At 42.6% G+C, this 14,403-nt stretch carries 12 protein-coding genes and 1 tRNA gene; 2 read left to right on the top strand and 11 right to left on the bottom strand.

All coding sequences use genetic code 11. The annotated features are described in order from the left end of the window. Window position 1: 1 nt before the first annotated feature. The 6 genes from gla to HMPREF3057_RS06770 all read right to left on the bottom strand — a co-directional run bounded on the left by gla (window position 2) and on the right by HMPREF3057_RS06770 (window position 6,295). Window positions 2-871 (bottom strand): aquaglyceroporin Gla, encoded by an 870-nt coding sequence (gene gla, locus HMPREF3057_RS06795; RefSeq protein ID WP_070696973.1) that lies wholly within the window; start codon window positions 869-871, stop codon window positions 2-4. 157 nt (window positions 872-1,028) lie between these two features. Next, the gene (locus HMPREF3057_RS06790; RefSeq protein WP_070696971.1) at window positions 1,029-2,195 is read right to left on the bottom strand and encodes an ATP-grasp domain-containing protein; all 1,167 of its coding nucleotides are present in this window, start codon (window positions 2,193-2,195) and stop codon (window positions 1,029-1,031) included. 12 nt (window positions 2,196-2,207) lie between these two features. Next, window positions 2,208-2,948 (bottom strand): esterase family protein, encoded by a 741-nt coding sequence (locus HMPREF3057_RS06785; protein ID WP_070696969.1) that lies wholly within the window; start codon window positions 2,946-2,948, stop codon window positions 2,208-2,210. A gap of 20 nt (window positions 2,949-2,968) precedes the next feature. Further along, window positions 2,969-3,793, bottom strand: a complete 825-nt coding sequence (locus HMPREF3057_RS06780) for an alpha/beta hydrolase (protein ID WP_049477631.1) — start codon at window positions 3,791-3,793, stop codon at window positions 2,969-2,971. Between the two features lie 136 nt (window positions 3,794-3,929). Next, window positions 3,930-5,144 (bottom strand): tRNA uracil 4-sulfurtransferase ThiI, encoded by a 1,215-nt coding sequence (gene thiI, locus HMPREF3057_RS06775; RefSeq protein WP_070696967.1) that lies wholly within the window; start codon window positions 5,142-5,144, stop codon window positions 3,930-3,932. Window positions 5,145-5,152: 8 nt separating this feature from the next. Beyond that, window positions 5,153-6,295, bottom strand: a complete 1,143-nt coding sequence (locus tag HMPREF3057_RS06770) for a cysteine desulfurase family protein (RefSeq protein WP_070696965.1) — start codon at window positions 6,293-6,295, stop codon at window positions 5,153-5,155. Window positions 6,296-6,432: 137 nt separating this feature from the next. Here HMPREF3057_RS06770 and HMPREF3057_RS06765 point away from each other — a divergent pair, with 137 nt between their 5' ends. Then, window positions 6,433-6,858: a DUF6556 family protein gene (locus HMPREF3057_RS06765; protein ID WP_070696963.1), complete on the top strand. Its 426-nt coding sequence runs from the start codon at window positions 6,433-6,435 to the stop codon at window positions 6,856-6,858. 44 nt (window positions 6,859-6,902) lie between these two features. Here HMPREF3057_RS06765 and HMPREF3057_RS06760 read toward each other — a convergent pair whose 3' ends face one another. The 4 genes from HMPREF3057_RS06760 to HMPREF3057_RS06745 all read right to left on the bottom strand — a co-directional run bounded on the left by HMPREF3057_RS06760 (window position 6,903) and on the right by HMPREF3057_RS06745 (window position 12,893). Next, the gene (locus HMPREF3057_RS06760) at window positions 6,903-9,209 is read right to left on the bottom strand and encodes a DNA translocase FtsK (RefSeq protein WP_083312820.1); all 2,307 of its coding nucleotides are present in this window, start codon (window positions 9,207-9,209) and stop codon (window positions 6,903-6,905) included. An 86-nt stretch (window positions 9,210-9,295) separates the two neighbouring features. After that, complete coding sequence (locus HMPREF3057_RS06755) at window positions 9,296-11,248, bottom strand: PTS fructose transporter subunit IIABC (protein WP_070696959.1); 1,953 nt, start codon at window positions 11,246-11,248, stop codon at window positions 9,296-9,298. Next, the gene (gene pfkB / locus HMPREF3057_RS06750) at window positions 11,245-12,156 is read right to left on the bottom strand and encodes a 1-phosphofructokinase (RefSeq protein WP_070696957.1); all 912 of its coding nucleotides are present in this window, start codon (window positions 12,154-12,156) and stop codon (window positions 11,245-11,247) included. The genes HMPREF3057_RS06755 and pfkB overlap by 4 nt, the downstream gene beginning before the upstream one ends. Next, window positions 12,153-12,893, bottom strand: a complete 741-nt coding sequence (locus HMPREF3057_RS06745) for a DeoR/GlpR family DNA-binding transcription regulator (protein ID WP_000920647.1) — start codon at window positions 12,891-12,893, stop codon at window positions 12,153-12,155. The genes pfkB and HMPREF3057_RS06745 overlap by 4 nt, the downstream gene beginning before the upstream one ends. A 161-nt stretch (window positions 12,894-13,054) precedes the next feature. Here HMPREF3057_RS06745 and HMPREF3057_RS06740 point away from each other — a divergent pair. Next, a tRNA-Ser gene (locus tag HMPREF3057_RS06740) sits at window positions 13,055-13,142 on the top strand. Between the two features lie 193 nt (window positions 13,143-13,335). On the opposite strand, the gene HMPREF3057_RS06735 is transcribed toward HMPREF3057_RS06740, so the two are convergent. Next, a complete protein-coding gene (locus HMPREF3057_RS06735; protein ID WP_070696955.1) occupies window positions 13,336-14,295 on the bottom strand; it encodes a hypothetical protein in 960 nt (319 codons plus the stop codon). Window positions 14,296-14,403 lie beyond the last annotated feature (108 nt).

The raw sequence follows: 14,403 nt of genomic DNA, 5'->3' as shown, positions 1-14,403 counted from the left end.
CTTATAGGTAAAGTAGTTTGAATAGTGCTACTGCCGCAATACCCGCTGCAATTGGAGCTACAACCGGAACCCATGCATACCACCATTTTGAATCACCCTTGTGTTGACCAAGAACTGATTTTGGAAGGAGTTCGTGAAGAAGACGTGGTCCAAAGTCACGAGCTGGGTTCAAACCAGGTCCAGTAGGTCCACCAAGTGAAGTTACCAAGGCCATCACTAGGAAACCAAGTGCCAAGTGTGCAACTGAGATCCCAGCAGCTGTATGTGGAGCTACTTGAGCTTTCACTGCCAATTCACTTAAATCAACAGTTTGTCCAGCTTGAGTAGCCATTTGTTTCATGTATTGAAGAACCTCAGCACCAAAGAAGTTTTTAGTCAAACCAAGTGCTGCAAAGAAAAGAACAAATGAACCTACAAACTCATTGAGGAATCCGTTAACAGTAGCTGCAAAACGTGATTCTTTTGTATCGTGGTCGATGCTTGAAATTGTTGAGAAGGTACCCAAGATATTGTTAGGGTTCTCTGTCTTCAAGTAGTAAGGACGGTGAGTCGCTACAACCAAAGCTTGACCGAAGATTGCTCCCAAAACTTGTGCTAGGATGTAAAATGGAACTTGATCCCAAGAGAAAAGACCACTAACAGCAAGTCCAAGAGTGAAAGCTGGGTTGATGTGGTTACCAGATACATTACCAAACATCAAAGCTGGGATCATAACCCCCATACCATAACCAACCGCGATAACGAGCCAGCCACTTTGGTGACCTTTCGTACCTTTAAGTTCAACGTTAGCAACTGCACCATTACCAAGAATGATCAAAATAGCAGTTCCCAAGAATTCTGTGGCATATTTAATAGCCCATGTAAAATCCATTTGATAGATTCTCCTTAAATTTTTTTAGACAATCCTTATTCTATCAATTTTTAGGCCTTTTAGCAATATCTTTTCTAAAAGAATCTATGGAAAACGCTTTATTTAACTTATCTTTGAGAAAAGGACAAAAGGAGTCAAACTCCTTTCATCCTAATCGTTATTCTTGACGTTGACCAAAGTCTACAATCATCTGCTCCATCTCTTGGCGACTTGGAGTGGTCAACATATAAAGGTAATCCCCTTGTAGCTCTGCAAAGGCTGCTGGCATGATTTTTTTGACCTTGAATTGCTGGCTGTACTTAGCAAGCAAGTCTTCTTCTGAATAGACATAGTTGGCATTGGCACGGCGAGAAGTAGCCAAACAATACTGTGGTTCAAACTCTGATACTGGGAACTCTTCACCTGTAACAATCGCCGCATAACCTTGGTAGAGATCCAAGGAGTGAGCGAAGTTATAAACATCAATGGTAAAGCCACCTGCAGGACGGTTATTGTACTCAATGGCAATGTAGTCGTCCCCGTCACGGAAAAACTCGATATGGAAAAAGCGCTCTTTCATACCAAATTCCTTGACAATGGCCTCGCCATACTTACGCAGTTTGGGATCCATATCCTTAAGCACATAGTAGGAATTGTCCATCTTATAAATCATGAGATCAAGTGGTGTATGGGCATAATCGAAAGTCGTTGAAAAGACGATATTGCCATCCTTGTCCACAAGCCCGTCAAAGGTACAGATTTCACTAGAAGTGACAAATTTCTCAAAGAAATACACGGTTGAATGGTCCCATTCAGCCTTAAAGTGATTTACATCGTCTTCTGTCTCAAGCTTAAAGGTTGCTGCCGCTCCCACTCCATTATCAGGTTTGGCAATCATTGGTAGACCGATTTCTTTCACTGCTTTATCCACATCTGCTTCCGTCTGGATAACAGCTCCAGGTACCACAGGGACATCTGCTTTTTTGAATAGTTTCTTCATCTCAGACTTAAACTTGGTCTTTTTGAGATCCTCCGGTTTGGCACCAAAAACATTGAATTGTTCTCTGAGTGTTGCGTCCAGCTCAAGCCAGTATTCATTGTGAGATTCGATGCGGTCGATTGGGCCATGCTTGTAGAACAGAAAGGCAACAGCACGCTTGACTTCGTCTATGTTTTCAAGATTATCTACACGGAAATACTCGGTTAGGCCATTGCGCAAAGGTTCATCTAGTTGTTCGTAAGGTTCCTGACCAATCCCCAAGACTGTAATGCCTTTATTGGCTAGCTCGATGGTAAACTGTTGAAAGTTTTGCGGATAGTAGGGAGAAATAACAAGGTAATTCATAGGCAACTCCTTTTATAGATACAGGTGTCCAAGAAAATAGGGCATTTGTTTGCGCCACCATTCCCAGTTATGGGCGACATCGTGTCCCCATTCAGCAAACCAGGCTGGAATTTGTTTCTGGTCAAAGGCTTCTTTGAGCTTGTAGAAGGATGGTAGACCGTCTTGTTCCCAAGCACCAAGGCCCGTGCAAACGACGATTTCTGCCTGACGGTAACGATCGATAAACCAGCCGTCGTTTTGATTCCAGATATAATCTACAGGTGAGTTTTGGTAAATAGCATCATCATTGTAGTAATCGCCAACGAAGAAACGTGCGTCGTAAACACCACTGAGGGCAATCACCTTGGTAAAGACATCTGGATGCTGGAGAAAGAAATTGAGTGCATGATAGGCTCCCATCGAGCAACCCGTTGTCATCATGCCATCAAACCAACCTGTCTTGTGCTTAATAAAAGGAATGGCCTCCTCAATCACATAGCGTTCGTAGGCGCGGTGCATCTCCGCCTGGTCATGACCATTTTTCCAACTAGCCAGCCAGCTCTCACTGTCAACACTGGATAGAGTAAAGAACTGGACGCGCCCTTCCTCGATAAAGGAAGCACAGGCGTCAATCATGCCAAAATCATAGTATTCGTTGTGACTGCCACCAGATGAAGCAAAAACAACAACTGGAATCCCAGCATGCCCATAGCGGTTGAGGTACATTTCACGATTAAGATTACCACTCCAGTGGCTAAGGTTTTCAATATGCATTGGCTTTCTCCTTTCTTAACTTACCATTTCTCTGCAAAAAATCGGAGACAGTCTGGTAAATTTTCCGACCAAGGTATTTCACTATGGATAGCACCAGACTGAACTTTCAAGACCAGATTATCCAAGTGTACTCCACCTGCAATCAAATCACGGTAATAGCGAAGCGACGAATCGATATAGGCTTGCTTGATATTGCCAGCCATCAAGGTCTTGTCCGTATCGTCTGCTTCTTCTGTTCCTACATAGATGAAAATGCGCTGTTCAGGCGACAATTTCTTACGCTCGATATAGCGGTTAAAGGCTTCTTGGTGAAGCCAGTTGGCAGATGAGAAGATACCTAGACAACCAATTCGGTCTTGGTACTCTAGTCCGATAAACTGGGTAATATTGCCTCCTAGTGACGAACCAATCATAGCCGTGTGCTGGCGATCAGCTTTGGTTCGGTAGGTTTCATCGATAAAAGGCTTGACCACCTCCATGACAAACTCGGCATACTCCACACCCTTACCGCCAAACTGCTGGCCTGGGATAGGAGATTCTTGAAACTTCCAAGCCGCATACTCATGCATCCGCCCCATGCCGTCATTATCTATAGCAACGACAATCATGCGGCTGATGTCTGGATTTCGTTTAATGGCTGGAATAATCTTCCAAGAGTGTCCGATATAAGACTCCTTGCTGTAAAAGACATTTTGCCCATCATGAAAGTAAACAACAGGGTAAAAACGGTCTGTGTCTTTCTCGTAGTCCTTTGGCAGGAGCACACGCACACGACGCTCTTTTCCTGTATAAGGAACCTTAAGTTTGTGTTCTTTCATTTTTAAATAAAAGTAGGAATGATTCATTGTCAGAAAACTCTCTATATTCAAAATTTTATCTTATTATACCATAAAAATAGAAAAAAAGTCAGTAAATGTCCATTTTAAGGATAAATAACTAACTTTTTTCATTTATTTTTCTGAATTCTTCTGGATTTTCTGATTAGAGGAGATTGTCAATTAACTCATCGACAGCATCTTTTTTAGCTTGAGGTGTAATCTCAGTAATCATAATCCCCGCCACTGCTCGCTCAACCAAGCCTTCAACATCCATGCGTTTTTCATACTGCTCTGCATTCTCTATCTTAGGATTGGTCTTAGGACGGTCAGGCGCAAAAATAGTACAGCAGTCTTCAAAAGGCTGGATTGAAATTTCAAAGGTATCGATTTCCTGCGCGATGTCAATGATTTCCAACTTGTCCATGGTAACCACGGGACGAATGACTGGAGTGCTGGTCACAGCGTTGATAGTCTGCATGCTTTCCAAGGTCTGGCTGGCTACTTGACCAAGACTTTCTCCATTGATGATAATTAAACCATTTCGTACCTCACGAATACGGTCGGTAATGCGCATCATAAAACGACGGGTCAAGGTCATGAGGTAGGCTTCTGGCGCCTTAGCCTTGATTTCTTCTTGAATCTCAGTGAAAGGCACTTCGATAAATTGGATATTGCCACCAAACTTGGTCAATTTTCGAGTCAAATCGTGGGCTTTTTTAAGGGCACCAGGACTAGTATATGGTGGGCTGGCAAAGTGAACGGCTTCAATATCAACCCCACGTTTGAGAGCTAGATAACCTGCCACAGGTGAATCAATTCCACCTGACAACATGAGCATGCCTTTACCAGAACTTCCCACAGGTAATCCTCCTGCTCCACGAAAGGTTTCATAGGAAAGATAGGCAGCCTCCTCACGAATCTCAACCTGAAGATTAATATCTGGATTCTTCATCTGAGCTTGCACGTTTGGAATAGCCTCGAAAACAGCACCACCAAGAGTTTGATTCAGTTCACGACTGTCGAGTTCAAAGTTGTGGTCGCTACGCTTGCTAGTGATTTTAAAGGTCATCCCTTCCTTATAGATTTCCTTCATAATCTCTTGGACAGCAGACTTCAGAACTTCCACTGACTTTTCAACCTTATAAACGGGAGAAAAGTTTTGGATCCCAAAGACTTGTTTGAGCGATTCTGCTACTGCTGTATAATCAGCTCCATTGAGGTAAGCGTGGGCACGGTCGCGATCTGCGGTTACCTTAACTTGGGGATAGATAGACAAAACGTCCGAAATATTATTACGAAGTTTATTGATGAAACGCATACGATTTTTGTGTTTGGTTGACAATTCTCCATAGCGAATCATAATTTCTGAATACTGCATAAATGCTCCTATCTTACTTTTCTAGTTTGATTGTAAATTAATTTTAGCTTGGTCAAGAACTGCTCGACCTGACTCATGTCATTTTCCAAGTCTAGGCTTAGACGCACAGCTGACTGGGCCTTATCCTTGTCCACTCCCATGGCAATCAAGGTCCCCGCAGGTTTTCCTGCCTTGGACGAACAAGCAGAGGTTGTGGAAATGAAAATGTCATAGTCTTCAAAAGCGTGAACGATGACTTCACCACGAACACCCTTAATCCCAAAAGTCAGGATATGAGGGGCAAAGTCTTCCTCATCCGAAAAGACAAAAATATCTGGATAATCCAGAAGGGCTTGGCGAATGACTGCCTTCATCTGGCTTGTCTTAGCAGTAAATAAGTCTAGCTTTTCCATAGCCAAACGGAGAGCCTTGGCTGTTGCAGCAATTCCAGAAACATTTTCAGTTGTCGAACGATAGTCTCCCTCTTGACCGCCACCTGTTAAAAGAGGCATGATCCTCTTACCAGACTTGATATAGACAAAGCCGACTCCTCGAACACCATGAAATTTATGACTTGAGAAGGTCGCAAAATCCACTCGATCCGTCAAGTATTTTTCAGTCGGAATCTTAGCGAGTGCCTGAACCGCATCAACATGGAAGGAAATGGTCGGCTTATCTGCTAACAGTTTCGAAATAGCCTCAATAGGCTGGATAGAGCCAATTTCGTTGTTAACTGCCATGATGGAGACTAGAGTCGTATCAGGACGTATCAAATCTGCTAATGCTTCAACATCCACAAATCCTTTCTCATCAACTGGAGCAAAATCTATCTCAAAACCTTGACTTTTCAGCCAAAGGGCTGATTCCTTGACTGCTGGATGTTCAATAGCTGATACGATGATGTGCTTGCCAAACTGGGCTTTTTCAAAGGCCACCCCCTTGATGACCCAGTTATCTCCTTCTGTTCCACCAGAGGTAAAGAAGATTTCATCACTCTTCTTCCCAATCAAATCTGCAATTTGCTGCCGGGAAGCATCTAAAATTCGTGTTGCCTGATCTCCCAAACGATGGAGACTAGATGGATTTCCTACAATTTTTGAAGCGACCTGCATGTAGGTTTCAAGTGCTTCAGGATAAGGCTTGGTTGTCGCCGAATTATCAAAGTAGATCATGTTTTCTCACGCTTTCTAAAATCACTCCTTCTATTGTATCACGAAAAGAGACCTGCGACAAGAAAGGGAGGTTTCTCTTTTTTTAAGATTTTTTTAAAGAAATGAGGTATAATAAATCATAATTAAAGGAGAGTATCATGTCTAACTATCGTAGAACTTCAAAACCAAAAACAGAACATATCAAAAAGGGATTTACTGTCTTTCAAAAAACGATTGCTACCATCGGTAGTATCCTTGGTCTCATCACTGCTACTATCACCATCATGAACGCTTTGGATAATAACAAAAACAACAAAAAAGAACCGACGACAACTCAAACAACTGTTGTCAAGGAAATTCAAAAAGAATCCCCTCAGGAAAATACTACTCCTAACAGGGACAACACTTCTACTAAAGAAAATACTCCGCAAGAAGAAACTTCTCAATCCAATAAAAAAGAGGAGAAAAAAGAAGAACAGAAGACAACAACTCAGGACTCTTCTACACCTGCTACAAATAAAGAAACAAGCGATAATGGAACACAGTCAAATACGACGAGTTCTGAAACTAAAACGAACCAGTAATCACAAAAATAACTTCTTTCCAAATTTGGAAAGAAGCTATTTTTTTATTGTTGCAATACTTTTCGTGGTTTGGTTCCCTCAGCTGGACCGATGACACCTGCCATTTCGAGTTCTTCCATCAGGCGGGTCGCACGATTAAATCCAACTGACAAACGACGCTGAATCATCGAAGCGCTAGCTTTCTGGGTTTCGATAACCAAAGCCTTGGCTTCTTCAAAAAGCGGATCGCCACCAGCTTCACCATCAGAAAAATCTCCTTCATTTTCAGGAACATCTCCTGGGTCAAAGCTGTCATCGTAGTCCGCATCTGCCTGAGCCTTGATGAAGTTTACGATACGTTCAACATCATCATCCGAGATAAAGGAGCCTTGCAGACGGACTGGATGATTTTCATCAATTGGTTTAAAGAGCATATCTCCTCGACCAAGCAGTTTTTCTGCTCCATTCTCATCCAAGATGGTTCGCGAATCTGTACCTGATGAAACTGCAAAAGCCACACGAGATGGGACATTGGCCTTGATAAGACCAGAGATGACATCAACCGATGGACGTTGCGTTGCGAGAATCATGTGAATCCCTGCAGCACGCGCCTTCTGTCCGAGACGAATGATGGCATCTTCCACTTCCTTGCTAGCCACCATCATGAGGTCTGCCAACTCGTCCACAATGACAACAATCAAAGGCAGCGGTACTTGTTTGTACTCAGATTGGCTATTATATTCCTCGACCTTGGCATTGTAACCAGCGATATTTCGTACTCCAACCTTAGCAAAGAGTTCGTAACGATTTTCCATCTCATCCACAACCTTTTGCAGGGCCTTGCTGGCCTTGCGTGGATTGGTCACAACTGGAATCAAGAGGTGAGGAATGTCATTGTAAACCGATAACTCAACCATCTTTGGATCCACCATCATAAACTTGACCTGGTCGGGTCTTGCTTTCATGAGAATGCTGGCGATAATACCGTTAACTGCGACTGACTTCCCTGATCCCGTCGAACCTGCAACGAGTAGGTGGGGCATCTTGGAAAGGTCAAAGGTTCGAGCTGTTCCATTGACAGCCTTACCTAGAGGAATTTCGAGGAGATTTTCTGGTTTAGTCTGAGACTGTTCCCAGAGTTCACGGAAGGAAACGGTCGCAATTTCAGAGTTAGGAACCTCAATTCCGACTAAGGATTTACCAGGGATTGGAGCCTCAATCCGAACATCCTTGGCCGCAAGAGCCAGCGCTAAGTCGTCTGCCAGATTGGAAATACGGTTAACCCGTACACCAACTGCTGGCTTGACTTCATACTTGGTTACTGATGGGCCGATTTCAGCCCGTTCCACCGTCACCTTGATACCAAAGCTGGCAAAGGTTTCTTCTAGGATTTTGATATTTTCTCGAACAATCTTCTTTTCCTTGGACTGATCTTTGGGTTTATCTGGCGCAAAGAGTTGCAAGCTTGGTAGCTTGTATTCAAGGGCTTCCTTAGCAGAAAAATCAACCTGTACCTCTTCATCCTCAAAGTCTTCTTCCACATCAGGAACGTCAAAATCAGTTTTAGGGAGGATAATCTCCGGTTCGATCCATTCTTCCTCAGGAATTGGGGGGAAATCGTAGTCTGGTACTTCTGATAAGATTTCTCCCGTTTCAGGATCTACAGGAGGAAGCGGCAGCGCATCCTGTTCTTCTTGTTCTCTCTGAATTCTGGCGGCTTCTTCAGCTTCTTGACGAGCCTTCTCTTCTTCTCTCTTGATGAAGCGTTCCTGTTTTCTCTGTTCCTGTTTTTCCATGAAAGATCTGAACTGAGCTCCAATAAAGGCTGCGACATCGTAAATAGACCAAGGACTAACTAAGAGTGCCCCAACTAGAATCAAGAGAACTCCAATAAAGTACGATCCGATATTTGAGAAAAGAAAGGCTATGGGGATATAAAGTCCAACACCAAGCAGGCCTCCACCAGCGAAGCTAGTCACCCGCATACCAGTCAGGTCCGTCATAACTTGAGACAAGGTCCCTTTTAGAACTGACTGCTCCAAGCCATATTTCCATACCAAGTAGGCCTCAAAAATCAAGAGCAAGCCAGCGAAGATACAAAGAAATCCTGACAGAAGTCCCTCTTGCTTGCGGATCCATTTAAAAAGAAAAAGATAGATGAGGAGGGCACCTATGGCCACATAGGCCAAACTTCCAACCACCAGTCGAATGAGATTGTAAAGAGTGACACCTGCTGCACCGAGTTTAAGGGCTGCAATAATCAATAACAAGGCGATCCCTAAGGAAATCAACATCCTCTGGATAGCCTGTTTTCTTTCAAGTTCTGCTTTAGACGGTCTCCGTCTTGTTTTTGTAGTATTCTTGTTTACCATTCTTTTATTATACCATATTTCACAGCCATTTCGAATAGAGAAAAAGATTGCACCAAATGGTAACAATCTTTCTATTCTAATACTTTTTATGCTTGTGGTTTGCGTAGGTAACCATAAACCACACCACTTACAATTGCGCCAACCAAGACAGAGGCAAGGTAAAGAAGGGCATTTGAAGTTAGAGCGATAACGAAGATTCCTCCGTGTGGCGCCATGAGTTTGATTCCTGCAAGACCAACGAGTCCACCTGCTACTGCAGAACCAAGGATGAAGCTTGGAATCGCACGAGCTGGGTCTGCTGCACCAAATGGAATTGCTCCCTCAGTGATAAATGACAAGCCCATGATGATGTTTGTTAAACCAGAGTTGCGTTCTTCTTTGGTAAATTTATCTTTGAAAAGAAGGGTTGCGACAAAGATAGCAAGTGGTGGAACCATTCCTCCAGCCATAACTGCTGCCATAGCTACAGAACCACCTGAAGAAACAGTCGCTGCAAGCGTACCTGTACCAAAGACATAAGCAGCTTTGTTGACTGGTCCACCCATATCAACAGCCATCATGCCCCCAAGAACGATACCAAGAAGGACAGCTGAACCTCCCCCAAGACCGCCAAGGAAGTCATTCATAGCAGTGTTGATTGCTGCCATCGGGATGTTAACAGCTAGCATGACAAATCCAGTCAAGATTGTTCCAAGAAGTGGCAAGAGAAGGATTGATTTAGCACCTTCAAGTGAACGAGGAACTTTAACGTATTTCTTGATGGCAAGAACCAAGGCACCTGCGATAAATCCACCAACAAGGGCACCTAGGAAACCAGATGAGACACCTGCAAGAGTTGAAGTTGCTTCACCACCTGCGGCATAAGGGATTTTACCAAAGGCAAAACCTTCTTTGGCAATAGCACCAGCAACGAAACCAGCTACCAAACCTGGTTTTTCAGCGATAGAGTAGGCTACATATCCTGCGAAGACTGGAAGCATCAAGCCAAAGGCAGCCCCACCGATTTTCATGAACATAGAAGCGAGTTCATGGTAGGATCCGAGATTTCCAAGACTATCCTGTGGCACACCAAAAGCTCCGTCGATCAAGAAAGCGAGGGCAATCATGATACCACCACCGATAACGAATGGCAACATTTGAGATACACCACTCATCAAGTGTTTGTAGAAAGCTCCACCGATACTTTGTTTTTCATTAGATGCTGTTGCAGCTTTTGCTCCATTAGCAGCACGATAAACTTCAGCATCTCCTGAAAGAGCCAAGTTGATCAATTCTTCAGTCTTACGGATACCGTCTGCAACTGGACGGTTAACCAAAGGTTTTCCATCGAAACGATCCATCTCAACAGCCTTGTCAGCAGCGATGATAACAGCTTTAGCCTTGCGAATGTCTTCTGCAGTTAGTTGGTTACCAACACCGCTAGCACCGTTGGTTTCGACCTTGATCCCAACACCCATTTCAGCAGCTACTTTTTGAAGGGCTTCTTGGGCCATGTAAGTGTGGGCGATACCTGTCGTACAAGCTGTAACAGCTACGATAAAGTCGCTAGAGTCATTAGCAGGTACTTGAACAGGTTCCTCAGCTTTTTCTGAAGCTTGGTCAAAGAGTTCGATAACTTGATCTGCAGATGTTACTTGACGAAGTTTGTCAGCAAAACCATCTTTCATCAAGTATTGAGACAATTCTGCCAAGGCTGCTAAGTGAGTATCATTGGCACCTTCTGGAGCAGCAATCATGAAGAAGAGGTCTGTTGGTTGCCCATCCAAGCTTTCGTAGTCAACACCCTTGTTTGACTTAGCAAAGAGAACCGTTGCTTCTTTGACAGCAGAATTTTTACTGTGAGGCATAGCGATTCCATCACCCAAACCAGTGGAAGTGAGAGCTTCACGCGCTAAAATTCCTTCTTTAAAGGTTTCAAAATCCGTCACGTAACCGTGATCTACCAAGCTATGAATCATCTCTTCGATGACAGCTGTTTTTTCAGTTGCCTGTAAATCCAGCAACATGACATCTTTTCTCAATAGGTCTTGAATTTTCATCGTTTTTCTACCTCAACTTTTTCATATGTTTCTTTAATAAAGTCCGCTGTTGCCAAGTCATCTGAGAAGGTCGTTGCTGTGCCACAAGCAACTCCCCATTTGAAGGCTTCTATTGCGTCTTTTGATTTGACAAATTGACCTGTAAATCCAGCTACCATAGAGTCACCAGCCCCGACTGAATTTTTGACTGTTCCCTTGATAGGTTTGGCGAAGTAAGCTCCCTCAGATGTGACAAGAAGAGCACCGTCGCCAGCCATGGAGATAATAACGTTTTGAGCTCCTTTGGCCAGTAACTGACGAGCATAGTTCTCGATTTCATCTAAACTTTCGAGTTTCACTCCAAAGATAGCTCCAAGCTCGTGATTGTTTGGTTTAACCAAAAGTGGCTGGTAGTCCAAACTATCAATCAAGGTCTGTCCTTCAAAGTCACAAACCACTTGCGCACCAGTCTGGCGTGTCAAGGCAATCAAATCTTTGTAAATAACATTACCTAGATTCTTAGCACTCGAACCCGCAAACACAACCGTATCATCTGCTGTCAGACTAGACAAAATAGCTTTCAACTCTTCTAGCTGAGCCGGTTCCACATTTGGACCAGTCCCGTTGATTTCTGTTTCTTGGTCTGCTTTAATCTTGACATTGATGCGAGTATCTTCTGCTACTTGGACAAAACGAGTTTCGATTTCTTCCTCTGTAAGGGTATCTGTGATAAATTTACCAGTAAAACCTCCGATAAATCCAGTCGCAGTATTTGGAATACCCAAGCGTTTCAAAACACGACTGACATTGATTCCTTTCCCACCAGCAAACTTATCATCACTGTCCATACGATTGACACTACCGACTTGAACTTGGTCCAAGCGCACGATATAGTCAATGGATGGATTGAGTGTGACTGTATAAATCATACTTCTATTACCTCCGTTTTCTTCTTAATAGCCTGCAAGAGCTCATGCCCTTGACTTGTGATGACAATAGCGCGTTTAAGTGGTGCTACCTTGGCAAAGCAAGTTTGTCCAATCTTAGACGAATCCACTAAGACATAGGTTTGTTTGGCATTCTCTAAAATAGCACGCTTAACGGCTCCCTCCTCCATATCAGGAGTCGTATAATAACCATCGTCTACACCATTCATCCCAACAAAGGCACGGTCAAAGTGCAATTGATTGATTTGGTTAAGAGCAACACCACCGATACATGCATCTGTTGCCATCTTGACACTTCCTCCAACCATGACAGTTGGAATCTGTTTTTCAACCAACTGAACCGCATGGTGAATGGAGTTGGTCACAACTGTAATATTCTTATTAACCAATTCCTTAATTAAAAAAGCAGTTGTCGTTCCAGCATCGATAAAAATGACATCTTTTTCCTTAATAAGAGAGGCTGCTTTCTGAGCCAGTAGCTTCTTCTCTTGAAGGTTTTTGACAGATTTTTCTTGGATGGTTTCTTCTTCCTGCAAGGAGTGGGGCAATTCTGCTCCACCATGCACACGGCGAAGTTTGTTTTCCGCCTCCAGCTCATCCAAATCTCTTCGAACCGTTGATTCTGATGTTTCTAATAGACTAACCAATTTTTCTAGGGAAACTACATGATGTTGATTTAACTCCTCTAAAATCAGTTGCTTCCGCTCAGTTTTTAACACCAAATCACCTCCTGTTATCGTTTACACTATTCATTCTAGCACAATTTCTATCAAAGTCAAGCATTTTTTATCATTTTCTTTCAATTTCTATCATTTTTCTTATTTCCAAAATTTTTATTGCAAGATAAGTGGCTTTATGGTAGACTATTTGAGTAAGTATTGGAAGATTACTCAAGAGGCTTAAGAGGCCGTGTTGGAAACGCGGTAGGCGTGTAACAGCGTGCGTGGGTTCGAATCCCATGTCTTCCGTAGAAAAAAGAAAAACTGCACCTCAATGCAGTTTTTTTATCGTTCTAAGAACAATACATAGAAATGAAAGGCTGAGTTACTCTAACTATCACACTATTTTTTTCTGTATCCTTCCCTATCCTAGAATCACTTTGATTTCATAAAAAAACAAGTAGTTTATTAGGACTACTTGTTTTTCTTCTAAATCTTGTGATTAGATATTGCTTTTATCTTTTTTATCTGAAGATTTTTCTGTTGATTTATCAGTGGATTTGTTTGAAGATTTATCAGAAGACTTGTCTGTTGATTTATCATTAGACTTAGTTGAGTTTTTACGGACAATTTTATCATAACCTTCTGTATCATCAAGCAACTCTGTCGCCAAAGTACGGTAATCTTCTTGAGAAATCAGCCAGTTTCCATCCTTATCCTTTGTTAATTTGATTTCAGTATCAAAATCACCAGTAGTGAAAGGTGTATGAGCTAAGTTAGGGTCAACGTCACTGTAGGTTGAGAAATCTTTCTTAAATAGATGCTCAAAAATCCAGTAAGAAACCAATGTTTGGTAACGCTTGATGTCAACGTTTGAACCAGCTTGATTGTATTTACCTAGGTTATCAACACCTCCAATAAGAGTAGTGAGAACTTCCCTTGTAGATGAAGCCAATCCTTTAGAGTGTAACTTCTTAGAGTTGAAAGTAACAGTCGCTGTATTTCCTGATTCATCAACCTTCACGTCTTTAACAGTGTAAGAACCGATATCTTGATATAATCTACGTCTCATCTTCAAGAAACCTGAAATGGTTTCTTCTGGAGTTTCTACAGGGAAATCTTTGTGCCATTGTACTGAATAGGTAGATGCAGGTGAAAGCCCTTCTTCTTTGATTTTTTCACTTGTTTGTACAGCAAATACTGCCTCAGTCCATTTTTCATAAGTGTCGCCATAAATCTTCTTAAATCGAGCAGAGTCGCTAGTAAGAACTGAGTCTAAGAGAATCTCAGCATCTTTTGTAACTTTTTCTTTAACTTCTGCAGCTTCATCTTTCTTCTCAACTTGTTCCGTATTCTCCTTGTTATCAGAAGAAGCTTCAGATGACTGATTAGAAAATACAGAACATGCACCCAAGACAACTGTTGAAAGTGCTAAGATACTTAGTAACTTGATCTTTTTCATGTTTCACCTCTTTATGAAAATTTACTCTTGGAGACTACCTCCAAGGATAGTTTTTTAGAAAAACACTGGGTTTATCTAACGGAGAATGGGGGATTCGAACCCCCGCGC

It is taken from the genome of Streptococcus sp. HMSC072D05, assembly GCF_001815805.1.
Classification (GTDB): domain Bacteria; phylum Bacillota; class Bacilli; order Lactobacillales; family Streptococcaceae; genus Streptococcus.
This window is presented reverse-complemented; position numbering and strand designations above follow the sequence as displayed.

Excerpts from the sequence above, each read along its gene's own strand:
- gla (WP_070696973.1), bottom strand. The coding sequence starts at position 871 with ATGGATTTTACATGGGCTATTAAATATGCCACAGAATTCTTGGGAACT.
- HMPREF3057_RS06790 (WP_070696971.1), bottom strand. The coding sequence starts at position 2,195 with ATGAATTACCTTGTTATTTCTCCCTACTATCCGCAAAACTTTCAACAG.
- HMPREF3057_RS06785 (WP_070696969.1), bottom strand. The coding sequence starts at position 2,948 with ATGCATATTGAAAACCTTAGCCACTGGAGTGGTAATCTTAATCGTGAA.
- HMPREF3057_RS06780 (WP_049477631.1), bottom strand. The coding sequence starts at position 3,793 with ATGAATCATTCCTACTTTTATTTAAAAATGAAAGAACACAAACTTAAG.
- thiI (WP_070696967.1), bottom strand. The coding sequence starts at position 5,144 with ATGCAGTATTCAGAAATTATGATTCGCTATGGAGAATTGTCAACCAAA.
- HMPREF3057_RS06770 (WP_070696965.1), bottom strand. The coding sequence starts at position 6,295 with ATGATCTACTTTGATAATTCGGCGACAACCAAGCCTTATCCTGAAGCA.
- HMPREF3057_RS06765 (WP_070696963.1), top strand. The coding sequence starts at position 6,433 with ATGTCTAACTATCGTAGAACTTCAAAACCAAAAACAGAACATATCAAA.
- HMPREF3057_RS06760 (WP_083312820.1), bottom strand. The coding sequence starts at position 9,209 with ATGGTAAACAAGAATACTACAAAAACAAGACGGAGACCGTCTAAAGCA.
- HMPREF3057_RS06755 (WP_070696959.1), bottom strand. The coding sequence starts at position 11,248 with ATGAAAATTCAAGACCTATTGAGAAAAGATGTCATGTTGCTGGATTTA.
- pfkB (WP_070696957.1), bottom strand. The coding sequence starts at position 12,156 with ATGATTTATACAGTCACACTCAATCCATCCATTGACTATATCGTGCGC.
- HMPREF3057_RS06735 (WP_070696955.1), bottom strand. The coding sequence starts at position 14,295 with ATGAAAAAGATCAAGTTACTAAGTATCTTAGCACTTTCAACAGTTGTC.